The sequence below is a fragment of the Vibrio sp. Y42_MX_L11 genome, from assembly GCF_024181785.1.
GTDB classification, from domain to species: Bacteria; Pseudomonadota; Gammaproteobacteria; order Enterobacterales; family Vibrionaceae; genus Vibrio; species Vibrio diabolicus.
The window spans coordinates 70,729-92,841 of record NZ_JAMZAP010000019.1; the positions used below are offsets into that span (position 1 = coordinate 70,729).

Sequence of the window (22,113 nt, forward strand, 5' to 3'; positions counted from 1 at the left end):
AACGGTGACACAATACGGACGCGGGGTGGAGCAGCTTGGTAGCTCGTCGGGCTCATAACCCGAAGGTCGTCGGTTCAAATCCGGCCCCCGCAACCAAATTCCATTAATAGCGACTGCTGTTAATATGCGACACTAGCTCAGTTGGTAGAGCGCAACCTTGCCAAGGTTGAGGTCACGAGTTCGAACCTCGTGTGTCGCTCCAATATATAGCCCTCATCGTGCTTAACGGTGACGAAATGCGACACTAGCTCAGTTGGTAGAGCGCAACCTTGCCAAGGTTGAGGTCACGAGTTCGAACCTCGTGTGTCGCTCCAGTTTCTTTTTTATAAATGAAAGCAAAGCCTTCATCATCAACAAAGATGAAGCACTCGGACGCGGGGTGGAGCAGCTTGGTAGCTCGTCGGGCTCATAACCCGAAGGTCGTCGGTTCAAATCCGGCCCCCGCAACCAAATACAAGACGATAGATTGAATGCTTATTTATTAGCACAATCCTAAGTCGTCGACGGATGCGCCGCTTGATTCAATTCCTGCTTCTCGCAACCAATCACATCGCTCTTTTCATAATGCTGCGAAGCATGAATCCCCAAAAACTAAATTTTATCCGCATCATATGATGTCGGACGATTTCGTTTGTGTTTAAAACACGATATGAATCGGCTGGCGTACAAGCATGATGAGGTTCTGCATGTTTTATCTACTTTAATTAACAGAGTTATCCACATACGTCGTTCTGTGGATAAGTTAGTTGATAAAGTGTTTTTAGCTTGACTTTTTGCGATGGAGAAGAAAGATCTTTTCGCTGAAGGAAAGTCGAAATAATAACGAAATATTGATTAAGCCTTTGTTAAATAAGAGAAAAATAAGTTTTTTGTCGGATCGGATACGTTAAAATACGATCATTAACTGGTATTTTTTTGATCCTAGTCATTTCTCCAAGCTGTGTTTAACTTTTTTCTGCTAGCTTGTTTTTCTTGAATCTCAAATTTTTTTCCACATTACAAAATTGAGAACAAGGTCATGAATTGAACATGTAAAAGTGCTTTCAATCTCTTGCATATAGACTACGCACTATGCGTCTCTTGGTAGCCCCTTCTCGACGATTCTTATTAAGCGCTGCTTTTTCGTCTCTGTAGATGTTTTATTCTCAATGGGGAGTTGATTCAGTTGCTCGGCCAAAGCCCATTTGATGTGTTCATCAAGTAATTTATTTTCACCTTGTCGACTTTCTAACGCATCAATGACTCGTTGACTGTATTCTGCATTACCAAGTGCGACAGCAATATTACGCAGCCACTGTATATGACCAATGCGACGAATAGCGGAGCCTTCCATATTTTTTAGAAAAGTCGCTTCATCCCAGTTAAACATGTCTACGAGATCCGGGTTTTTGAAACTATCGCGACGATGGAAATCACTCTGCTCCGTTATGTCGGCGTAGCGATTCCATGGGCAAACCAATTGGCAGTCATCACAGCCATAAATGCGGTTACCCATTGGCTTGCGAAACTCTTCAGGGATCACGCCATCGAACTCGATGGTGAGGTAAGAGATACAGCGTCTGGCATCGACAACTTTGTCTTCAACGATGGCTTGTGTTGGGCATGAGGTAATGCATGCTTTGCATTTACCGCACTGATCAACGCTTGGCTCGTCAACGGGAAGTGGCAAGTCGATAAGTAACTCGCCTAAAAAGAACCACGAGCCACAGTCTTGATCTAAAATCAGGGAATGTTTCCCTGTCCAGCCTAAGCCTGCTTTTTGGGCGAGTGGTCGCTCCAATATTGGTGCGGAGTCGACGAAAGGTCGGTAACCATACTGACCAACTTCTTGTTCAATAAGTTTGCCAAGTTTATTCAGTTGTTTTCTGACGAGCTTGTGATAATCACGCCCTAATGCATAGCGACTAATATAGGCATGATTTTTATTCGCTAGGTTCGAAGCGAATTGTGCTTCTGGTGGTAGGTAGTCCATCCGAACGCTGATCACACGAACGGTTCCCGGGAGTAGCTCATTGGGTCTAGCTCGCATCATACCGTGACGAGCCATCCAGTCCATTGAGCCGTGATAACCTGCATCGAGCCATTTTTGCAGTGCTGCTTCATGCTCACTCAGATCAACGTCGCAGATCCCAACTTTTTGGAAGCCGAGCTCTTTTCCCCAAATTTTGATTTGTTGTGCGAGTTGTTCGTAGTTCATGCTAACCACCGGAATAAAAGGGGGGCGGATCTTAACGGATCTCTGGCTTTGGCGCTACCCAGTTAGGGACGTTTTTGATGCTGTGAATACTGCTTATTGAAGTCATTTGCATATATTCTAAATCTAGGTCGATACTAAGGTGATTAAGATACCGTTCCTTGGATACTTTTTTCGCACATATGACATTTGAAAGCTTGTCTCTCAAAACCAACACGGTTTACTATTCCTGTTCTTTTGATTTTTATATAGTCAACGATCATTAGTTAGAGAAGCATCAATGAGCACGAAACAATTCAATTTAAAAGATGAGCACGAAACGGTTGCACTAGGTACCGCTCTGGCTCAGCTTTGTTCGCAACAAACCACAATTTATCTGCATGGTGATTTGGGTGCAGGTAAAACAACCTTTAGTCGTGGTTTTGTCCGTGCTCTTGGTCATCAAGGTAACGTGAAAAGCCCAACTTATACTCTAGTCGAACCGTATCAGTTGGATCAGTGGCAAGTGTACCATTTCGATCTTTATCGTCTTGCGGATCCTGAAGAGCTTGAGTTCATGGGGATTCGAGATTACTTCACAGATGATGCAATTTGCTTGGTTGAATGGCCTGAAAAAGGGCATGGTTTGTTGCCACAACCGGATCTTGATGTGAACATTCGCTACCAAGGTGAGCAGCGTGTAGCCGAACTAACAGCTAATAATGATTATGGTGTGCAGTTACTCAGTCGATTGGAGCTATGTTGAGTTTTTCAAATTTTAGAGTAGTGGCGACGTTTGTCGCCACTTTTCTCCTTCTCATCCCCAATTTAGCATTTGCTAACGTCGTTAAGAGTTTTCGAGTTTGGCCTTCTCCTGATGAAACGCGTGTTGTCATCGATTTAGGCTCGGAAGCTGACTATTCCTATTTCTCTTTATCCGGACCGGATCGTCTTGTCGTGGATTTAAAAAGCACGACCATGCAGGCCAAACTGCCTGTTACTGTTACGGACAGCCCGGTTTTAAAGCTAGTTCGAAAAAGCTCTCCGCCAGAGAAGGGCACCTATCGTTTGGTGTTTGAACTGAAAAAGAGCGTTCAAGCGGAATTGTTTAAATTAAGCCCAACACCTGGCGGGCAATATGGTCACCGTTTGGTGATTGACCTGCCGCACGGTAAGAAAGCATCGACTTCAGCCTCTAAACCGAGCAAGCCAGCGGCGACCAGTAAAGACATGAGTTCAGTACAACGAGCTCAAGAAGTCTTGATCGTTATCGACCCTGGTCACGGTGGTGAAGATCCTGGCTCTATTGGCCCTTCACGCCGTAAGTATGAAAAAGATGCAGTATTAAGTATTTCACGAAAAATCGCCGCTCAGCTTGATGCTACGCCTGGGATTAAAACGCGTATGACACGTACCGGAGATTACTTTGTGAATCTAAACCGTCGTGTGGCTATTGCCCGTGAAAATGATGCGCACTTACTGATTTCCATTCACGCTGATGCGTTTACCTCACCGAAGCCTCGCGGAGGTTCGGTTTTCGTACTGAATACCCGTCGTGCAAATACTGAAATTGCTCGCTGGGTTGAGAACCATGAGAAACAATCTGAAATATTAGGTGGTTCGGGTAATGCGTTCTTCACTAAGACCAAAGATCGTAACGTGAACCAAACTTTGTTGGACTTGCAGTTTAGTCATTCACAAAAAGAAGGATATAAGCTGGCAACAGAAATCCTTGGTGAGATGGGGCGTGTTGCGCACCTGCATAACACCAAACCGATTAATACTAGCCTTGCTGTTTTACGCTCTCCGCAGATTCCGTCTGTATTAGTGGAAACGGGCTTTATTTCTAACCCAACAGAAGAGCGGTTGCTGTTTCAACGAGCGCACCAAGATAAGTTAGCTCAGGCGATCACCAAGGCGGTCGTTAAGTACTTAAAAGATAATCCACCAGAGGGTACGGTATTCTCGCCTTCAGCGAAGCCAATAGTGCATACCGTAAAACGTGGCGAGTCGTTATCGGTGATTGCGAATAAATATGGGCTTAGCTCTAAAGCGCTGATGTCGGCAAACAACTTGAAGTCGACTGGGTTGGCAATTGGTCAGAAGCTCAAAATCCCTTCTGCTGGCACGATTAAAGTGCCAAGTAAACCGATTACTGTTGAGACAGAAACCATTATTCACAAGGTTAAGTCAGGTGAGTTCTTAGGTAAGATCGCGAGTCACTATAAAGTGAAGGTTTCAGATATCCGCCGTGAGAACAACTTGAAGTCAGATACCTTGTGGGTAGGACAAAAGTTGAAGATAACCGTCGCTGTCAAAGATAAGCCAATCCGTAAGCACAAAGTTTCTCGAGGTGAATACCTTGGTAAAATAGCGTCCAAATACGGCGTCAGCGTTTCGAGCATTCGTAAAGCGAACAACTTACGCTCTGATCAGTTGGCGGTTGGGCAAGTCCTTATCATTCCAAACAAATAGGTGAGCTTCTAACTCATTATGACGATTAAAATTTTGCCAGCTAGACTTGCAAACCAAATCGCCGCAGGGGAAGTGGTCGAAAGACCTGCTTCTGTGATTAAAGAACTGGTTGAAAATAGTCTTGATTCTGGCGCAACTCGAATCGATATCGATATCGAGAAAGGAGGCGCAAAGCTGATTCGTGTTCGTGATAACGGCAAAGGTATCGCGAAAGATGAACTCGGCTTAGCGCTCAGTCGTCATGCTACATCTAAGATACATACCTTGGATGATCTCGAAGCCATCATGAGTCTAGGCTTTCGTGGTGAAGCGTTAGCCAGTATTAGCTCAGTCTCGCGTTTGACGCTCACATCGCGTCCTGCGGCGCAAGAAGAAGCCTGGAGTGCCTACTCTGAAGGGCGTGATATGCAGGTGAAGCTTAAGCCTGCAGCGCACCCGATTGGTACGACTGTTGAGGTGTTGGATTTATTTTTTAATACTCCCGCGCGCCGCAAATTTCTGCGTACCGAGAAAACCGAATTTGCTCATATTGATGAGTTATTGAAACGCATTGCGTTAAGCCGCTTTGATGTCACCATCAATGTGCGTCATAACGGCAAGATCATCCGTCAATATCGTGCGGCGAAAAATCAGCTTCAAACCGAAAAACGTATTGCAGCTGTCTGCGGTAATGCGTTTGTGCGGCATATGCTCAGAATCGAGCTTGAGCATAAAGGGTTAAAGCTACATGGTTGGATTACCACTCCAGAGGGAGCAAGGCAGCAAAGCGATTTACAGTATTGCTATGTGAATGGCCGAATGATGCGTGACAAATTAATCAATCACGCGATTCGTCAAAGCTATGAAATGAGCTTAAAGCCAGATCAGTTCGCTGCCTATGTGCTCTTTATTGAGTTAGACCCGCACCAGGTAGATGTGAATGTCCACCCCGCTAAGCATGAAGTGCGCTTTCACCAAGCTCGCTTAGTGCATGATTTCATCTATCAAGCTTTGGCGGATGCACTTGCGCAAAGCGCCGTGATTGATAAACCACAGGTTAATGAATCCGCATTTCATCGTGTCGAACCGACTGAGTCCGAAGAGGTTGAGCATTCGCCTGAGCCTGAAACAGTGCAAAGGCCGACACCTTCACCAGTTCCAGAGCGTGTTTATCAAGCGATAGAGAGTACACCGGCTTATCCTGGACGCAGTGATTATGAAGTTAAACCTCGCGATCGCAGTCCTAGGGATACTTCCGTGCGAGAAGCTCGCGTTGCGGACTCGTTCAAGCGTACTGATTGGGTGGAATCCAAACCCGCACCAAAGCCAAGTCACAGTAAAGAGCGCCACGTAGAACCAGCGCCAACTAAACAAGAAGTACGCGCTTATCACGAGCTGTTGAAAACGCCAGAGTCTGAGTCTCAACCCGTAACGCCGATAGTGCCCCAAAAGGCAACTTCGCATGCATCACTTCCATCGATTAATGCATTAGGCAAAGCGCTAGTGATGGTCGATGAGCAATTTGTTTTGATGAGCAGTGACAGTGGGGCGGCGTTAGTCTCGTTACCTAGAGCGGAATTTTATCGTGTAAAAGGGCAGCTCACTCCAAGCGATGGCGCGCTTAAAGCACAGCCTCTACTCGTTCCTCTATCTATTAAGTTAGAGGCCGAGTTAGTGAAGCTGGCTCAAGATTATCAACAAGATTTGGCGTTACTTGGCATTCAATTGAAAGCGAGAAATGAGCAAGCCTTAATGGTGATGGGCGTTCCCGCGCCGCTACGTCAACAAAACTTACAAAATCTAGTACCAGATCTGTTATCTTACGCGCAATCTTGTGTGAAGGAAGGTATAGCAACGGCTCAGATGCTGTCTGAGTTGATAGATTGGCTCGCATTGCAGGTCACGACAGTGAAGAGTCACTATACTTTTTCTGAAGCAATTCAAATTATTGCGGAACTTGAACAGCTAAGAGATGGTCAATTGCCATTAGAAGATACAAAATTTGTATCCGCTGTTGATTTCTCTGCCACGATAGCCAAATTAAAACCATGACAGATAAACTACCTTTGGCGCTATTTTTAATGGGGCCAACTGCATCAGGCAAAACTGAGTTGGCGATTCGTCTTCGTCAAAAGTTCCCGGTTGAGATCATCAGTGTTGATTCTGCTTTGATCTATAAAGGGATGGATATCGGTACGGCGAAACCGGATGAAAAAGAGTTAAGTTTAGCGCCTCATCGCTTGATTGATATTTTGGATCCGAGCGAATCTTACTCTGTAGCCGACTTTCGTCGTGATGCATTGAAAGAGATGGATGATATTGTTGCAGAAGGAAAAATTCCACTCTTAGTGGGTGGGACAATGCTGTATTATAAGGCGCTACTTGAAGGTTTATCCCCACTTCCTGCTGCAAATCCTGAAATTCGTCAGCAAATTGAACAAGAAGCATTGACTAAAGGTTGGTCAGTGTTGCACGATGAACTCAAAGAGGTTGATCCTGTGTCAGCAGCGAGAATCCATCCCAATGATCCCCAACGTTTATCTCGGGCATTGGAAGTTTTTCGTATTTCAGGTAAAACTTTGACTGAATTGACTCAAACGAAAGGTGAAAGCCTGCCATACCGAGTCAAGCAGTTTGCAATAGCTCCCAAGGATAGGGCAGAACTTCACCGTCGAATTGAACTTCGTTTCGAAAAGATGATGGAAGCGGGCTTTGAAGAAGAAATGAAAGCGCTACATTCGCGAAAAGATCTTCACCCCGATCTTCCTTCCATACGATGCGTCGGTTACCGACAGATGTGGGAGTATTTAGATGGGGAGTGTACACGTGACGAAGCAGTATTTCGTGGCGTATGCGCGACTCGTCAATTGGCCAAGCGTCAAATCACCTGGTTACGCAGCTGGGATGACTTAACTTGGTTGGATAGCGAGAACATTGAACAGGCATTAGAAACGATGTCGGAAGCAATAGCATCTGATTGACATAGCTGTGTATAATGTGATCGTTTTTGCGTGAACGCACTCTCAAAGGATCTGTTGTTGGCGGTTTTTATACTATGCTGCTAATTACTTAGAGTGCATTTTTGATTCGTTTAGCTCAGATGCAAAAGCAGTATCTTTTGCATTGCACCACTAGCTAAATAATTACAACTACAAATTAAATAAGGAAAATAAAATGGCTAAGGGGCAATCTCTACAAGACCCATTTCTAAACGCGCTACGTCGTGAGCGTATCCCGGTATCTATCTACCTTGTGAATGGTATTAAACTACAAGGTCAGATCGAATCGTTCGATCAATTTGTGATCCTGCTGAAGAATACTGTTAACCAAATGGTGTACAAGCACGCGATCTCAACAGTTGTGCCGGCTCGTCCAGTGAGCCATCACAGCGGTGAACGTCCACAAGGTGAGCGTCCACAAGAGAAATCAGAAGATTAATTCTTCATCGAGTATTTTTAAAATAAGGAGTTGATTGCTTGTTTGACCGTTATGAATCCGGTGAGCGAGCCGTACTTGTTCATATCAACTTCACGCAAGAAGGTGAATGGGAAGATCTGGCTGAGTTCGAAATGCTGGTTTCTTCTGCTGGGGTAGAGGCGCTACAAGTGGTAACTGGTAGTCGTCAATCCCCACACCCGAAATACTATGTCGGAGAGGGTAAGGCCCAAGAGATTGCTACTGCGGTACAGTCGACAGGTGCCGAAATTGTGATTTTTAATCACGCCCTCTCTCCTGCCCAAGAACGTAACCTCGAAGCACTGTGCCAATGTCGAGTTCTCGACCGCACTGGTCTTATTCTCGATATCTTTGCTCAACGAGCTCGAACACACGAAGGTAAGCTACAGGTAGAGCTGGCTCAACTTCGTCATATCTCTACTCGTTTGATTCGTGGTTGGACGCACCTTGAAAGGCAGAAAGGGGGGATTGGTTTACGTGGCCCGGGTGAAACCCAGCTGGAAACCGACCGTCGCTTATTGCGTGACAGAATCAAAGCCATCCTGCGACGCTTAGACAAAGTAGCGAAGCAGCGTGAACAAGGGCGCCGCGCCCGAAATCGAGCTGAAATCCCAACGGTTTCACTCGTGGGTTACACCAACGCGGGTAAGTCGACACTCTTCAACCGTATTACAGAAGCTGGCGTGTATGCCGCTGATCAACTATTTGCTACTTTGGACCCGACTTTACGTAAGATAGAGTTAGCAGATGTTGGGCCTGCCATTTTGGCTGACACGGTTGGTTTTATTCGACATTTGCCTCACGACTTGGTTGCGGCCTTCAAGGCAACCTTGCAGGAAACGCAAGAAGCTGACATTTTGTTACATGTTGTTGATGCCAGTGATGAGCGTTTTCGTGAGAATATTCAAGCTGTTCATGAAGTACTAGAAGAGATCGACGCACATGAAGTGCCGACTCTGGTTGTCATGAACAAAATCGACAATCTAGATTCGCAGAAACCACGTATAGAACGAGACGAGGAAGGCGTACCTCGCGCAGTTTGGGTTTCAGCAATGGATGGGTTGGGCATTGATGTCCTGTTTGAGGCACTGACGGAACGTCTGGCGTCACAAATGGTCGAGCATCAGTTGCGAATTCCTCCACAGTATCAAGGACGATTCCGTAGTACCTTCTTCCAAATGAAGTGTATTCAACGTGAGGAATATGACCAGGATGGTAACTTGTTGATCGATATTCGAATGCAGCAAGTAGATTGGTCTAGACTTGAAAAAAGAGAAGGGGCAGTTTTGACTGGCTTTATAGTCACTTAAAGGACTGCTACAGTATAACGTCATATCAAATGATGGAGCTTTCTAATGGCGTGGAATGAGCCTGGAAATAACAACGGCAACAATGGCCGCGATAATGACCCTTGGGGTAATAATAATCGTGGTGGCCAGCGTCCTGGTGGCCGAGATCAAGGTCCGCCAGATTTAGATGAAGTGTTCAATAAACTGAGTCAAAAACTGGGTGGCAAGTTTGGTAAAAAAGGCGGCGGTGGTTCTCCAATCGGCGGCGGTGGTGGTAGTGCAATTGGCTTTGGCGTGATTGCTCTTATTGCTGTTGCAGTTTGGTTCTTCGCTGGTTTTTACACCATCGGTGAAGCAGAGCGTGGTGTTGTGCTGCGTTTAGGTAAATACGATCGTATCGTAGACCCAGGCCTTAACTGGCGCCCTCGTTTTATTGATGAATACGAAGCGGTAAACGTACAAGCGATTCGTTCACTACGTGCATCTGGTCTAATGCTGACTAAAGACGAAAACGTCGTAACAGTCGCGATGGATGTTCAGTACCGAGTGACTGACCCATACAAATACTTGTACCGCGTAACCAATGCAGACGACAGCTTGCGTCAAGCAACGGATTCTGCACTACGTGCAGTAATTGGTGACTCATTGATGGATAGCATTCTAACCAGTGGTCGTCAGCAAATTCGTCAAACTACGCAAGAAACACTGAACCAAATCATTGATAGCTATGATATGGGTCTGGTACTTGTTGACGTAAACTTCCAGTCTGCGCGTCCACCAGAGCAAGTGAAAGATGCGTTTGATGATGCAATCGCAGCTCGTGAGGATGAAGAGCGTTTCATCCGTGAAGCTGAAGCATACAAGAACGAAATCTTGCCGAAGGCAACGGGTCGTGCTGAACGTTTGAAGAAAGAAGCACAAGGTTACAATGAGCGTGTCACTAACGAGGCTCTTGGTCAGGTAGCACAGTTCGAAAAACTACTACCAGAATACCAAGCGGCACCAGGTGTAACGCGTGACCGTCTGTACATTGACGCAATGGAAGAGGTGTACTCAAGCACTTCGAAAGTGTTGATTGACTCGGAATCAAGCGGCAATCTTCTGTACCTTCCAATCGATAAGTTGGCGGGCCAAGAAGGTCAGGCAGACACAAAACGTAAATCGAAGTCATCTTCAACCTACGATCAAATTCAACTGGAGTCTGAGCGTACACAAGAAGACACTTCGAACACGCAGTCTCGTTCAACAGGTTCACGTCAAGGGAGATACTAAGAATGCGTAAGTTAATGATCCCTGTATTGGTAATCACACTGGCATTAATGTTGATGTCTTTGTTTGTGATTCCTGAAGGTGAGCGCGGTATCGTGGTTCGATTTGGTCGTGTTCTTAAAGACAACAACGACATCACTCGAATTTACGAGCCTGGTTTGCATTTCAAGATGCCTCTGTTTGACCGTGTGAAACAACTTGATGCACGTATCCAAACGATGGATGGCCGTGCAGACCGTTTCGTAACGTCTGAGAAAAAAGACGTTATTATTGATACCTACGTGAAGTGGCGTATTGAAGACTTTGGTCGTTACTACCTAGCGACAGGCGGTGGTAATTCGCTAACGGCGGAGGCACTACTTGAGCGTAAAGTAACGGATGTGCTTCGTTCTGAAATCGGTGCTCGTGAAATCAAACAGATTGTATCTGGTCCACGTAACGATGATGTACTACCAGAAGATGCAAGTGCAGATGTTGTCGCAACTGAAGCGGCACGTGAAGCGCTTGAGATTGATGGTGAACGTGACCTAATCATGTCTGAAGTATTGAAAGACACGCGTGAAAGCGCGATGAAAGACTTAGGTGTTCGTGTTGTTGATTTCCGCATGAAGAAAATCAACCTGCCTGATGAAATCAGTGAGTCTATCTACCGTCGTATGCGTGCAGAGCGTGAGTCTGTAGCTCGTAAGCACCGTTCTCAAGGTCGTGAGAAAGCAGAAGTTATTCGTGCTCAAGCTGAGCTAGAAGTGGCAACCATTCTAGCTGAAGCTGATAAGACTGCTCGTGTAACACGAGGTGAAGCGGATGCAGAAGCAGCGAAGATTTATGCTGAAGCATACAACAAAGACCCTGAATTCTTTAGCTTCCTACGTTCGCTACGTGCGTATGAGAAGTCCTTCAGCTCTAAGAGCGATATCCTGGTACTTGATCCGAAGAGTGAGTTCTTCCAATACATGAACCAGTCGAAGGGCAGCATGGAGAAATAATCTCAGCGTCAAATGAAACAAAAGGCTCCTTAGGGAGCCTTTTTTGTATCTGATGCTAAGTGCTAGCTCATCATTATGGCGATTACGGCTCCAGCAACTACTAGGCAGCCACCGATGCGTCGTAGCTGATTGTTGGGCTGTTCACTTAATTGAGCCACCATATTCCGCCAACCGTTTGGAGCAATGAGTGGTCCAATGCCTTCCACGATCAAGACGAGCCCAATCGCCAACCATATGGATTCAGACATACCGCTTTCCAGTCGAATAAAGAAAACTAAATACTATCAGTGATATGCTGATTTCAAAATGAGCAAAGCAGCAAGATGACATTCTGGTAGCAACTCTGTGAACAAAAAATGACTGCAAGAAGCGTGATTCGGTGCTAGAATCCATTTTTAACTAGCAATCAGACTTGGAAAGATGGGAAATAACGTAGTCGTTCTAGGCACCCAATGGGGTGACGAAGGTAAAGGTAAAATCGTAGACCTTTTAACTGAAGATGCAAAATACGTGGTACGCTACCAAGGCGGTCACAACGCAGGTCATACTCTCGTAATTGACGGTGAAAAAACCGTTCTTCACTTAATTCCATCAGGTATCCTTCGCGATAACGTAAAATGTGTTATCGGTAACGGTGTTGTACTATCACCTGAAGCTCTACTTAAAGAAATGAAACCTCTTGAAGAGCGCGGTATTCCAGTACGCGAGCGTCTTTTCATTTCTGAAGCATGTCCGCTAATTCTTCCTTACCACGTTGCAATGGACCAAGCTCGCGAAATCGCTCGCGGTAAAAAAGCTATCGGTACAACAGGTCGTGGTATCGGTCCAGCATACGAAGATAAAGTTGCTCGTCGCGGTCTACGCGTTGGCGACCTATTCGATATGGAATCGTTCGCTGAGAAGCTAAAAGAAGTCATGGAGTTCCATAACTTCCAACTAGTTAACTTCTACAAAGCTGAACCAGTAAGCTACGAAGCTGTGCTTGAAGAAGCAAAAGGCTACGCAGAGCTACTTACTTCAATGGTTATCGACGTAACTGACGAACTAGACGCAGCACGTAAGCGCGGCGATAAGATCATGTTCGAAGGTGCACAAGGTACGCTACTTGATATCGACCACGGTACTTACCCATACGTAACGTCTTCTAACACGACTGCTGGTGGTGTTGCTGCAGGTTCTGGTTTTGGTCCTCGTCACATCGGTTACATCTTGGGTATCGCGAAAGCGTACTGTACTCGCGTTGGTGCAGGTCCATTCCCGACAGAACTATACGATGGTCTAGATAAGCAAGATCCAATTGGTAAGCACTTAGGTGAAGTTGGCCACGAGTTCGGTGCGACAACTGGTCGTCTACGTCGTACTGGTTGGTTCGATGCTGTTGCTATGCGTCGTGCAATCCAAATCAACTCTGTATCTGGTTTCTGTCTAACTAAACTAGACGTACTAGATGGTCTAGAAGAGCTAAAAATCTGTACTGGTTACAAGATGGAAGATGGCTCTGTGCTAGAAGTTTCTCCGATGGCTGCTGAAGCATTCGAAAAAGCAACGCCAATCTACGAAACAATGCCTGGTTGGTCTGAGAACACATTCGGTGCTAAAGCGCTAGAAGATCTACCACAAGCGGCTCTTAACTACATCAAGCGTATTGAAGAGCTAACAGGTGTGCCTGTAGATATCATTTCAACAGGTCCTGACCGTAACGAAACTATCATCAAGGTTCATCCATTCGAAGCTTAATTGATAGTCGTTAAAGATTGCAAAAGCCGACCTTCTGGTCGGCTTTTTTGTATCTGAACAAAAAACGGCAGTGATTCTCATATGGCAAATTTTTGCCGCTGAGTCTAAGTCAGAGGCAAAAATTGTCTAAAGCTTAGCTGGTTTTTGCCGATAAGGTTATCAAGCAGAGGAGATCCTTCATCGATCTTTGGTTTCTTAGATACCTTAAAGAGTACGTTTATGAAGTTACGAACAGTGGCTGCTTCACTGTTATTGACCTTGGTAGCTACCACAGCGAAAGCCAATGTTGCTGATGTGGGGGCGCCAGTTCCTATCTACACCGAAGCAGAGCTGATAAAGCTTATTGAGCAAAATAAGCACTTACAACGTGTGCGCGCTGATAACTGCCAGCTGGTGGAGGATATCGTTGCTCGTGCGACTCGAATTAACTTGCCCGCTTATGAATTTCTTTACGGCGACATGTTGGCGTGGGGTGTGTGTGTCGAGCAAGATGTCGAACTGGGCCTTTACTACATCGAAAATGCAGCACATCAGGGATTACCTGCCGCGCTAGAGCAGATTGGCCGATACTATTCGCGTGGCACTTTAGTGCAGCAAGATAAAGAACGAGCAATTCCTTACTTGCGAGAAGCCGCCTCAATGGGAAACCTAAATGCGCGTATTCATTTAGCCGAATTGCTCCTGCGTGATTACGGCAGCCCACTTGATTACGAAGATGCGTATCGTTGGTTATATAACTCTGTCACAGCAGATAAGCGGCAGCATAAGCGTATCACTGTATTGAGAAATGGCCTTGAGCAGCGCATGCCACAAAACGTTATTGCTCGAGCTAAACGGCGAGATACCTTTTGGTAACGTCTTATCAAGGCAAACAACTTCATACAACAAAGCCCACATAATGTGGGCTTTGTTGTTTTCCCGAAGAGTAATCTTGAGCGATTAAACGACTTTGTGTGGACCGAAGCATTCGTAATGGAATTGCTCTTGTGGTACGCCAAGTTCTAATAGTTGTTTCGCTACGTGCTGCATGAACCCGACAGGGCCACAGAAGTACACCTGCACGTTATCTTGCTTTAATGCGGCTTCAATTTCATACAGATTGACAAAACCCGTGAAGTGGAAGTCTTCACCTAGCTTGTCTTCTGCCGTTGGGTGGTTATACCAAACGAGCGCGTTCATGTTTTCTTTTGCCGCGACTAGTTGGTTCACGTGTTGCTTGAAAGCATGCTGTTGACCATTTTCTGTTGCATGAACCCAAGTTACAGGTGCTTGATGTACTGAGAGACTTTCTAGCATGGACAGCGTTGGCGTCAGTCCTACACCTGCAGAAATTAGAACAACGGGTGTTTGTGGTTCGGCATCCATAAAGAAATCACCGGCAGGGGCGGCAAGCTGCACTTTTTCGCCAATGTTCAGGTTATCGTGCAGGAAGTTCGATACTTTTCCGCCTTCTTCACGTTTTACTGAGATACGGTAGGTGTTCTCTTGGACCGCAGAAGATAGGCTATATTGGCGAATTTCTTGGTTTTCTAACTGGTCACTGTTGATATAGATGCCAAGATATTGTCCCGGTTTATACGGTGCCACTTTTTGGCCATCGGTTGGTTTAAACACAAAGCTGCAAATGTGTTCGCTCTCGATTTGTTTATCGACTAATTCAAATTCGCGTAGACCGCGCCAGCCGCCTTCCAAAGCTTCATTTTGTTGGTAAATTTGTTCTTCGCGCTGAATAAATACATTCGCAAGTACGCCGTAAGCCTCAGCCCAAGCATCCAACACTTCCAGACCTGGATTAAACAACTCATCAATCGTCGCAAGTAGATGTTTACCAACGATTTGGTACTGATCTTCTGTGATCAAAAAGCTCGTGTGTTTATGCGCAATTTTTTCTACTGCGCCAAGTAGAGCTGGCAAATTTTCAATATTGGCAGCATAGGCGCAGATGGCGTTGAATAGCGCTTCACGCTGATCGCCGTTACGCTGGTTACTCATATTAAAAATATCTTTCAACTCAGGGTTATGAGTAAACATACGTTCATAAAAGTGCGCGGTCAGTTTTGGTCCCGTTTCGGCGATAAGTGGTGCGGTCGCTTTGACGATCTCGATGGTTTGATTGCTGAGCATATGGGCTTCCTACTTTAAGTTGTATTTATAATGCATGTTTAAAGTTGTATCTCAAATGTATCTTTCGATCAAGAAAAGATTTACACTTTTATCGATAGCTCAAGTTTGGCGTTTTAGTGTCACCAGCGAGTTATTGAGTCGCACTTTGGGAGAGAATATGCAGTTAACGAGCTTTACTGATTATGCGTTGAGAACCTTAATTTTCTTGGCTTCGTTGCCGGAAGATGAGTTAACTAATATCACTGAAGTGACGGATTTATTTGGTGTGTCACGAAACCATATGGTCAAAGTTATCAACCGTTTAGGGCAACTAGGTTATGTCCACACCGTGCGTGGAAAAAACGGTGGTATTCGGCTGATGAAACCTGCTTCTGAAATCACAGTAGGTGGTGTGGTGCGAGATTTAGAGCCGTTAGATTTGGTCAATTGTGGCGTAGATTTTTGCCATATTACCCCTGCCTGTCGCCTCAAAGATAAATTGGCAAAAGCAAAAAGTGCCTTTTTGGCGGAGCTGGATGATTGCACGATCGAATCCTTGCTCAGCGACAATTCTGAGTTGTTGATCTTACTGGCTCGTCCTTAACTCATTTGCACGTCTAGAGTCGATCTCGATCATTCTTTTTTCAAAGCAATTCTGTAGCTTATCGAGAGACTCAGATATACTAGCCATATACCTTCCTTGCTAGATAGGCGTGCCTATGTCAGACAATATTCCAAACGATCCTTTTGCAGATCGTGAATCCAAAAATTACGAAAATCCAATTCCAAGCCGAGAGTTTATCATCGAGTTTCTAGAGCAAGCGGGCGTACCAATGAATCGCAACGACTTGTTTGAGGCACTAAAGCTTGAGGGCGAAGAGCAATACGAAGGGTTGCGTCGTCGGCTACGTGCGATGGAGCGAGATGGTCAACTGGTGTTTACCCGCCGTCAGTGCTACGCATTGCCTGAAAAACTTGAAATGGTGAAAGGTTACGTGATTGGTCATCGTGATGGCCACGGTTGGGTGCGTCCAGAAGGCAGCGTCGGCAAGGATGATGATATTCTGTTACCGCACCATCAAATGAAGAACATCATCCACGGTGACTTTGTTTTAGTGCAACCTACAGACAACAGCAAGCGCGGTCGTCGTGAAGGGCGCTTGGTTCGAGTGTTAGAGGAGCGTAATGATCAAATCGTCGGTCGTTTCTTCCTCGAATATGGTTATTCCTATGTTGTCCCTGATGACTCGCGTATCAGCCAAGATATTCTGATCCCAAATGAGCACAAAGCGGGTGCACGCATGGGTAACGTGGTCGTGATTGAAATTACTGATCGTGGCTCACGCTCACGTGGCATGATGGGTAAAGTGGTTGAAGTACTTGGTGAAAATATGGCACCAGGTATGGAAACGCAAATTGCGATTCGTACACACCAAATTCCTCACGAGTGGCCAGAGGCCGTCGATAAACAAATCGAAAACTTAGGCGAAGAAGTACCAGAAGAAGCCAAAGTTGGTCGTGTGGATTTACGTGAGTTACCACTTGTGACCATTGACGGCGAAGACGCACGAGACTTTGATGATGCTGTTTACTGTGAGAAGAACAAAGAAGGTGGTTGGCGTTTATGGGTAGCGATTGCTGACGTCAGTTACTACGTTCGTCCTGACTCTGCGCTGGATAAAGAAGCCATCAACCGTGGTAACTCGGTGTACTTCCCTTCGCAAGTAGTGCCAATGCTACCGGAAGTGCTGTCGAACGGCCTATGTTCGCTTAACCCGCAAGTAGATCGCTTGTGTATGGTGTGCGAAATGACCATCTCAGAGACGGGTAAACTATCGGGCTACAAGCACTACGAAGCCGTGATGAACTCGCACGCTCGTCTCACATATAGCAAAGTGAGCGCGATTCTAGAAGGGGATGAAGAACTACGTGAGCGCTACCAGCCGCTTGTTTCTCATCTAGAAGAGCTGCATAAGATGTACAAAGTGCTGAAAGAAGCACGAGATCAACGCGGTGCAATCGAATTTGAAACCGTTGAAACCAAGTTTATCTTCAATGCGGAACGTAAAATCGAAAGTATTGAGCCAGTGATTCGTAATGATGCGCACAAGATCATCGAAGAATGTATGATTTTAGCCAACATTGCTTCGGCATCGCTGGTAGAAAAAGCGAAAGAGCCTGCGCTCTATCGTATCCACGAATCTCCAGGTGAATTACGCCTGCAAGGTTTCCGTGACTTCTTAAGTGAACTTGGTCTTGAGCTAAAAGGTGGTTTAGAGCCTTCACCAACGGACTATGCTGATCTCGCGCGTCAAATCTCTGGGCGTCAAGATCAAGAGTTGATTCAAACCATGCTGCTGCGCTCAATGAAGCAAGCGGTATACAACGCAGATAACGCGGGGCACTTTGGATTGGCACTGAAACGCTATGCGCACTTTACGTCGCCAATTCGTCGTTACCCTGACTTGTTACTTCACCGTGCAATCAAGTATCTGATTGCGAAAGAAGAAGGTCGTAATCAAGATCGCTGGACACCAACGGGTGGCTATCATTACTCGTTCGATGATATGGACTTTTACGGTGAACAATGTTCGATGACAGAGCGCCGTGCGGACGATGCAACACGTGATGTTGCGGATTGGTTGAAGTGTGAATACATGCAAGATCACGTCGGTGACGAACTAGACGGCGTGATTGCTAATGTCACTAGCTTTGGCTTCTTTGTACGTTTAACGGATTTGCACATCGATGGTTTGGTGCATATTTCTACCCTTGCGAACGACTACTATCAATTTGACCCTATTGGTCAACGACTTATTGGTGAAAGTTTCGGTAACATCTATCGCTTAGGTGATGCAGTAAAAGTAAAAGTACTGGCTGTTAACCTCGATGATAAGCAAATTGACTTTGAATTGGTCGAAACAAGTCGTAAGCTACGCGGTGAAGGTAAGACTGCGAAGAAACGCGCAGCGGAAGCAAAACGCAAAGCGAAAGATAAAAAACGCGCTGCGACTCGCTCTTCATCGAAAGAAGGTGGCGCGCCTCGCGCAGTTCCTGCGATAGAGCCAACTAAGCGTCCAGAAGAAACGGGCGCAGTGAGTAAGCGCAATGGCCCCAAACGTGATGACGCCGAAGGCAAAAAGAAGCCTAAAGTGAAAAAAGCACGTAAAAAAAAGCCACACAGTAAGCCGAAGAAAACCAAGCGCACTAAAAAAGAAGCGTAGTAGGCTGAAGCGCCAGCTCAGTTCAAACTCGGCTGGTGCAGGCAATACGACCCGAACAACAGGTTAAACAATGAGTAACGAATTTATCTACGGCATTCACGCAGTGAAAGCGGTATTGGAGCGCGAACCAGAGCGTTTTATCGAGGCATACGTTTTAAAAGGTCGTCAAGATGATCGCCTGATGCCAATCCTAAATGATCTTCAGGTTTGTGGTGTCTCTATTCAACAAATGACGCGTAAAACTCTGGATGATAAAGCGCGTGGTGCAAATCACCAAGGCATCATTGCTCGCGTAAAACCAGCAAAACAACTGAACGAGAACGACATTGATGACATCTTAGCGCAGCATGAATCACCGCTACTGTTAGTGTTAGATGGTGTGACGGACCCGCACAACCTTGGTGCGTGTTTGCGTAACGCAGATGCGGCAGGCGCTGCGGCGATCATCGTACCGAAAGATCGTTCTGCACCAATGAATGCAACGGTAAGTAAAGTAGCATGTGGCGCTGCAGAGGTTGTGCCTTTGATTCGTGTAACCAACCTTGCACGTACAATGCGTACGCTACAGGAAAAAGGGATTTGGTTTGTGGGTACGGCTGGTGAAGCTACGCACGACATTTATCAAGCTAAGCTTACTGGTCCTCTTGCTATCGTGATGGGTGCTGAAGGTGATGGTATGCGTCGTCTTACTCGCGAAACCTGCGATGATTTAATTAAGATCCCTATGGCGGGCAGTGTATCAAGCTTGAACGTATCAGTGGCTTCTGGTATCTGTTTGTTTGAAGCGGTTCGTCAGCGTTTGGCTGCCCAAAAATAAGGCGAGCACACTAAGCGTCGCTGAGTGTGACACTGAGTGACATCAAGATTAAGCACACAGGATGGGGAACCATCCTGTGTTATTTTAGCTAGGGAATTTATGACCCAACAAGATATTAAATTGATTGCTTTTGATCTGGATGGAACACTGCTTGATAGCGTGCCAGATCTTGCCGTAGCGGCCGATCAAGCAGTTCAGGCGTTAGGCTATCCTTCTGTATCAGAAGAGCAGGTGCGTGATTACGTTGGTAATGGTGCAGATATATTGATTGGACGTGCATTAAGCCAAAGCATGACCATCAGCAGTGATTTGAGTGATGAGCTGCGTGCTAAAGCGCGTGAGCTGTTTGATGAATACTATAAGCAAAGCGGCCATAAGCTAAGTCACCTTTACCCAACAGTAAAAGAGACGCTTGAAGAGCTACACCAAGCTGGTTTTACGATGGCGATTGTGACGAACAAGCCCTCGAAATTCGTACCAGAAATTCTAGAGCAGCATGACATCACCAAGTACTTCGTAGACGTATTAGGTGGTGACGCGTTTCCAGAGAAAAAACCAAACCCGGTGGCGCTGAACTGGCTAATGGAAAAGCACCAGGTAAAACCAGCAGAGATGCTGATGGTTGGGGATTCGAAAAACGATATCTTGGCGGCGAAAAATGCGGGTTGTGCTTCATTTGGTTTAACTTACGGTTATAACCACGGCGAGCCCATTTCAGCTTCGAACCCTGACGTAGTGGCGAACCGCCTCGCGGAATTACTGGAAGTCGTCGCTGTTTCTGCATAACGGCAACAAAAGATCTTCCAAAATACTTGTTAATGAGTACACTGAGTAAACCGTGCGCTAAAAGCCGCACGGTTTTTCATTTTAATTAGATTAAGAAGTCAAAGGAATCATTCTAATGAGCAAACCCATTGTATTGAGTGGTGTTCAACCGTCAGGTGAACTAAGTATCGGTAACTACTTGGGTGCTCTACGTCAATGGCAGCAGATGCAAGACGATTATGATTGCCAATACTGTGTAGTAGACCTTCATGCGATTACGGTTCGTCAGGATCCTAAAGCACTGCATGAAGCGACATTAGACGCACTGGCAATTTGTCTGGCAGTTGGTGTTGATCCGAAGAAGAGCACGCTATTTGTTCAGTCACACGTACCAGAGCATGCTCAACTTGGTTGGCTTCTTAACTGTTACACGCAAATGGGTGAGCTGAGCCGTATGACTCAGTTTAAAGACAAATCGGCACGTTACGCAAATGACGTAAACGTGGGGCTGTTTGATTACCCTGTGTTGATGGCAGCAGATATTTTGCTTTACGGCGCACACCAAGTGCCAGTTGGTAGCGACCAGAAACAGCATCTTGAGTTAGCACGTGATATCGCAACGCGTTTTAACAACATCTACTCACCAGAGAGTCCGATTTTTACCGTTCCTGAGCCGTACATTCCAACAGTCAATGCACGTGTGATGAGTCTTCAAGACGCGACGAAGAAAATGTCGAAGTCAGATGATAACCGTAAGAACGTGATTACTCTGCTTGAAGAGCCAAAGTCGATCATCAAGAAGATCAACAAGGCGCAAACAGACACCGAAACCCCACCAAGCATTCGCCATGATATCGAGAACAAAGCGGGTATCGCGAACCTAATGGGACTTTACTCTGCGGCGACAGGAATGAGCTTTGAAGATATCGAAGCCAAGTACAAAGGCGTAGAAATGTATGGTCCATTTAAGAAAGATGTTGGCGAGGCGGTTGTAGCAATGCTTGAGCCAATTCAAGCAGAATACCATCGTATTCGCGCTGATCGTGCTTACATGGATGAGGTAATGCAGCAAGGTGCAGAAAAAGCATCGGCTCGCGCCGCTGAAACGCTGAAGAAAGCATACAAAGCGGTAGGCTTTGTCGCTCGCCCATAGTTGCTAAGAATAGATTACAAAAAGCTCCACGTTAGTGGAGCTTTTTTTATGCTTTTTACTGGAATGGCGTGTCTTTCATGCAACGTTCCATATCGTAATATTCAACACGTCCTCGAGCACCTAAAAAGGCGGACTTCACCACCATGCCTCTATCAATGAAGTAACTGAGCTGCACGCATGATATATCGTAGCTAAGTTCTTTAATTCTCGCTGGGATCCAGTAGGTTCCTGGTGTTCTTAGACGCTGGGTAAAAGTAATAACACCCTCGTCACTGACCTCTAACTCTTCAATTCCATCCAGCTCATTTTTGGCTGATTCGATGATGTTTTGATTCGCGGTAGGTTGAAGTGGCTCACTGGCGGTCAACTGACATCCCGTTATCAAGCCAAGTAAGAAGAGAGCTAGCGCACTGCGTTGAATTTTTTTCATTTATCGTTCCTGAGTTTACAGCTAATGAGATCTTAATGTCTCGCGCAGGAGTTATATCTTTTGTGTATGAATTTGGCTAGTGAATAAGGAGAAGTTATTGAGCAAATGATGAAAATTTTGAAGTATGGGGGTCATGCCAGGGAAAGATTACGAAACCCCTTGCCCTGCAAGGACTTGCGAAAGGTAGCTGTTGCTACGGTTCGCTTTTTTCTGCTTTCTTTTGATCCCAGCTTTGAAGCTGGTTTCTTCCGTCAGCA

At 45.8% G+C, this 22,113-nt stretch carries 19 protein-coding genes and 4 tRNA genes; 19 read left to right on the forward strand and 4 right to left on the reverse strand.

All coding sequences use genetic code 11. The features are described 5' to 3' along the window. The first annotated feature begins 19 nt into the window (after positions 1-19). The 4 genes from NL643_RS17705 (at position 20) to NL643_RS17720 (ending at position 450) form a co-directional block, all read left to right on the forward strand. Positions 20-96, forward strand: a tRNA-Met gene (locus NL643_RS17705). 30 nt (positions 97-126) lie between these two features. After that, positions 127-202: transfer RNA gene (locus NL643_RS17710), tRNA-Gly, on the forward strand. Between the two features lie 36 nt (positions 203-238). After that, positions 239-314: transfer RNA gene (locus tag NL643_RS17715), tRNA-Gly, on the forward strand. Between the two features lie 59 nt (positions 315-373). Continuing rightward, positions 374-450: transfer RNA gene (locus NL643_RS17720), tRNA-Met, on the forward strand. 619 nt (positions 451-1,069) lie between these two features. Here NL643_RS17720 and queG read toward each other — a convergent pair. After that, complete coding sequence (gene queG / locus NL643_RS17725) at positions 1,070-2,197, reverse strand: tRNA epoxyqueuosine(34) reductase QueG (RefSeq protein ID WP_253644893.1); 1,128 nt, start codon at positions 2,195-2,197, stop codon at positions 1,070-1,072. 277 nt (positions 2,198-2,474) lie between these two features. Here queG and tsaE point away from each other — a divergent pair, with 277 nt between their 5' ends. The 8 genes from tsaE (at position 2,475) to hflC (ending at position 11,627) form a co-directional block, all read left to right on the forward strand. Further along, positions 2,475-2,939: a tRNA (adenosine(37)-N6)-threonylcarbamoyltransferase complex ATPase subunit type 1 TsaE gene (gene tsaE, locus NL643_RS17730; protein ID WP_005381372.1), complete on the forward strand. Its 465-nt coding sequence runs from the start codon at positions 2,475-2,477 to the stop codon at positions 2,937-2,939. Next, positions 2,933-4,648: a LysM peptidoglycan-binding domain-containing protein gene (locus NL643_RS17735; protein WP_005395379.1), complete on the forward strand. Its 1,716-nt coding sequence runs from the start codon at positions 2,933-2,935 to the stop codon at positions 4,646-4,648. Before tsaE ends, NL643_RS17735 begins: the two co-directional genes overlap by 7 nt. Positions 4,649-4,666: 18 nt before the next feature. Further along, on the forward strand, positions 4,667-6,679 hold the full coding sequence (gene mutL / locus NL643_RS17740) for a DNA mismatch repair endonuclease MutL (protein ID WP_253644894.1): 2,013 nt from the start codon (positions 4,667-4,669) through the stop codon (positions 6,677-6,679). Next, positions 6,676-7,608, forward strand: coding sequence for a tRNA (adenosine(37)-N6)-dimethylallyltransferase MiaA (gene miaA / locus NL643_RS17745; protein ID WP_253644895.1), 933 nt, complete (start codon positions 6,676-6,678; stop codon positions 7,606-7,608). The genes mutL and miaA overlap by 4 nt, the downstream gene beginning before the upstream one ends. A 193-nt stretch (positions 7,609-7,801) precedes the next feature. Beyond that, a complete protein-coding gene (gene hfq / locus NL643_RS17750; RefSeq protein ID WP_005381379.1) occupies positions 7,802-8,065 on the forward strand; it encodes an RNA chaperone Hfq in 264 nt (87 codons plus the stop codon). Positions 8,066-8,103: 38 nt separating this feature from the next. Then, positions 8,104-9,393: a ribosome rescue GTPase HflX gene (gene hflX, locus NL643_RS17755; protein ID WP_005381380.1), complete on the forward strand. Its 1,290-nt coding sequence runs from the start codon at positions 8,104-8,106 to the stop codon at positions 9,391-9,393. Between the two features lie 45 nt (positions 9,394-9,438). After that, positions 9,439-10,644 (forward strand): FtsH protease activity modulator HflK, encoded by a 1,206-nt coding sequence (gene hflK, locus NL643_RS17760; RefSeq protein WP_005395374.1) that lies wholly within the window; start codon positions 9,439-9,441, stop codon positions 10,642-10,644. Positions 10,645-10,646: 2 nt separating this feature from the next. Next, positions 10,647-11,627 (forward strand): protease modulator HflC, encoded by a 981-nt coding sequence (gene hflC / locus NL643_RS17765; protein ID WP_253644896.1) that lies wholly within the window; start codon positions 10,647-10,649, stop codon positions 11,625-11,627. A gap of 62 nt (positions 11,628-11,689) precedes the next feature. Here the strand turns inward: hflC and NL643_RS17770 are convergent, their stop codons facing one another. Further along, positions 11,690-11,875 carry a DUF2065 domain-containing protein gene (locus tag NL643_RS17770; protein ID WP_005381383.1) on the reverse strand — a complete coding sequence of 62 codons (186 nt, stop codon included), beginning with the start codon at positions 11,873-11,875 and terminating at the stop codon, positions 11,690-11,692. Between the two features lie 172 nt (positions 11,876-12,047). Between NL643_RS17770 and NL643_RS17775 the strand changes: the two genes are divergently transcribed. Continuing rightward, the gene (locus tag NL643_RS17775) at positions 12,048-13,364 is read left to right on the forward strand and encodes an adenylosuccinate synthase (RefSeq protein ID WP_005395372.1); all 1,317 of its coding nucleotides are present in this window, start codon (positions 12,048-12,050) and stop codon (positions 13,362-13,364) included. 219 nt (positions 13,365-13,583) lie between these two features. Beyond that, positions 13,584-14,219 carry a tetratricopeptide repeat protein gene (locus tag NL643_RS17780; protein WP_005387944.1) on the forward strand — a complete coding sequence of 212 codons (636 nt, stop codon included), beginning with the start codon at positions 13,584-13,586 and terminating at the stop codon, positions 14,217-14,219. Between the two features lie 84 nt (positions 14,220-14,303). Here NL643_RS17780 and hmpA read toward each other — a convergent pair whose 3' ends face one another. Then, a complete protein-coding gene (gene hmpA / locus NL643_RS17785) occupies positions 14,304-15,488 on the reverse strand; it encodes an NO-inducible flavohemoprotein (protein ID WP_253644897.1) in 1,185 nt (394 codons plus the stop codon). 157 nt (positions 15,489-15,645) lie between these two features. Between hmpA and nsrR the strand changes: the two genes are divergently transcribed. The 5 genes from nsrR to trpS all read left to right on the forward strand — a co-directional run bounded on the left by nsrR (position 15,646) and on the right by trpS (position 21,426). Then, positions 15,646-16,071, forward strand: coding sequence for a nitric oxide-sensing transcriptional repressor NsrR (nsrR, locus tag NL643_RS17790; RefSeq protein ID WP_005387939.1), 426 nt, complete (start codon positions 15,646-15,648; stop codon positions 16,069-16,071). Between the two features lie 115 nt (positions 16,072-16,186). Beyond that, the gene (rnr, locus tag NL643_RS17795) at positions 16,187-18,691 is read left to right on the forward strand and encodes a ribonuclease R (RefSeq protein WP_046874538.1); all 2,505 of its coding nucleotides are present in this window, start codon (positions 16,187-16,189) and stop codon (positions 18,689-18,691) included. A gap of 70 nt (positions 18,692-18,761) precedes the next feature. Further along, entirely contained in the window at positions 18,762-19,508 is a 747-nt protein-coding gene (rlmB, locus tag NL643_RS17800; protein ID WP_005395369.1) for a 23S rRNA (guanosine(2251)-2'-O)-methyltransferase RlmB, read from the forward strand. A gap of 99 nt (positions 19,509-19,607) precedes the next feature. Beyond that, a complete protein-coding gene (locus NL643_RS17805) occupies positions 19,608-20,294 on the forward strand; it encodes a phosphoglycolate phosphatase (RefSeq protein WP_253644898.1) in 687 nt (228 codons plus the stop codon). Positions 20,295-20,409: 115 nt separating this feature from the next. After that, positions 20,410-21,426: a tryptophan--tRNA ligase gene (gene trpS / locus NL643_RS17810; protein ID WP_005395367.1), complete on the forward strand. Its 1,017-nt coding sequence runs from the start codon at positions 20,410-20,412 to the stop codon at positions 21,424-21,426. 55 nt (positions 21,427-21,481) lie between these two features. Here the strand turns inward: trpS and NL643_RS17815 are convergent, their stop codons facing one another. Next, positions 21,482-21,856: a hypothetical protein gene (locus tag NL643_RS17815; protein ID WP_012841336.1), complete on the reverse strand. Its 375-nt coding sequence runs from the start codon at positions 21,854-21,856 to the stop codon at positions 21,482-21,484. Between the last annotated feature and the right edge of the window lie 257 nt (positions 21,857-22,113).

What these genes read in the sequence shown, in the direction of transcription:
- NL643_RS17815 (WP_012841336.1), bottom strand. Translation starts at nt 21,856, where the DNA reads ATGAAAAAAATTCAACGCAGTGCGCTAGCTCTCTTCTTACTTGGCTTG.
- NL643_RS17805 (WP_253644898.1), top strand. Translation starts at nt 19,608, where the DNA reads ATGACCCAACAAGATATTAAATTGATTGCTTTTGATCTGGATGGAACA.
- NL643_RS17735 (WP_005395379.1), top strand. Translation starts at nt 2,933, where the DNA reads ATGTTGAGTTTTTCAAATTTTAGAGTAGTGGCGACGTTTGTCGCCACT.
- hfq (WP_005381379.1), top strand. Translation starts at nt 7,802, where the DNA reads ATGGCTAAGGGGCAATCTCTACAAGACCCATTTCTAAACGCGCTACGT.
- hflK (WP_005395374.1), top strand. Translation starts at nt 9,439, where the DNA reads ATGGCGTGGAATGAGCCTGGAAATAACAACGGCAACAATGGCCGCGAT.
- miaA (WP_253644895.1), top strand. Translation starts at nt 6,676, where the DNA reads ATGACAGATAAACTACCTTTGGCGCTATTTTTAATGGGGCCAACTGCA.
- rlmB (WP_005395369.1), top strand. Translation starts at nt 18,762, where the DNA reads ATGAGTAACGAATTTATCTACGGCATTCACGCAGTGAAAGCGGTATTG.
- mutL (WP_253644894.1), top strand. Translation starts at nt 4,667, where the DNA reads ATGACGATTAAAATTTTGCCAGCTAGACTTGCAAACCAAATCGCCGCA.
- queG (WP_253644893.1), bottom strand. Translation starts at nt 2,197, where the DNA reads ATGAACTACGAACAACTCGCACAACAAATCAAAATTTGGGGAAAAGAG.
- tsaE (WP_005381372.1), top strand. Translation starts at nt 2,475, where the DNA reads ATGAGCACGAAACAATTCAATTTAAAAGATGAGCACGAAACGGTTGCA.
- NL643_RS17780 (WP_005387944.1), top strand. Translation starts at nt 13,584, where the DNA reads ATGAAGTTACGAACAGTGGCTGCTTCACTGTTATTGACCTTGGTAGCT.
- hmpA (WP_253644897.1), bottom strand. Translation starts at nt 15,488, where the DNA reads ATGCTCAGCAATCAAACCATCGAGATCGTCAAAGCGACCGCACCACTT.
- hflC (WP_253644896.1), top strand. Translation starts at nt 10,647, where the DNA reads ATGCGTAAGTTAATGATCCCTGTATTGGTAATCACACTGGCATTAATG.
- trpS (WP_005395367.1), top strand. Translation starts at nt 20,410, where the DNA reads ATGAGCAAACCCATTGTATTGAGTGGTGTTCAACCGTCAGGTGAACTA.
- rnr (WP_046874538.1), top strand. Translation starts at nt 16,187, where the DNA reads ATGTCAGACAATATTCCAAACGATCCTTTTGCAGATCGTGAATCCAAA.
- NL643_RS17770 (WP_005381383.1), bottom strand. Translation starts at nt 11,875, where the DNA reads ATGTCTGAATCCATATGGTTGGCGATTGGGCTCGTCTTGATCGTGGAA.
- nsrR (WP_005387939.1), top strand. Translation starts at nt 15,646, where the DNA reads ATGCAGTTAACGAGCTTTACTGATTATGCGTTGAGAACCTTAATTTTC.
- NL643_RS17775 (WP_005395372.1), top strand. Translation starts at nt 12,048, where the DNA reads ATGGGAAATAACGTAGTCGTTCTAGGCACCCAATGGGGTGACGAAGGT.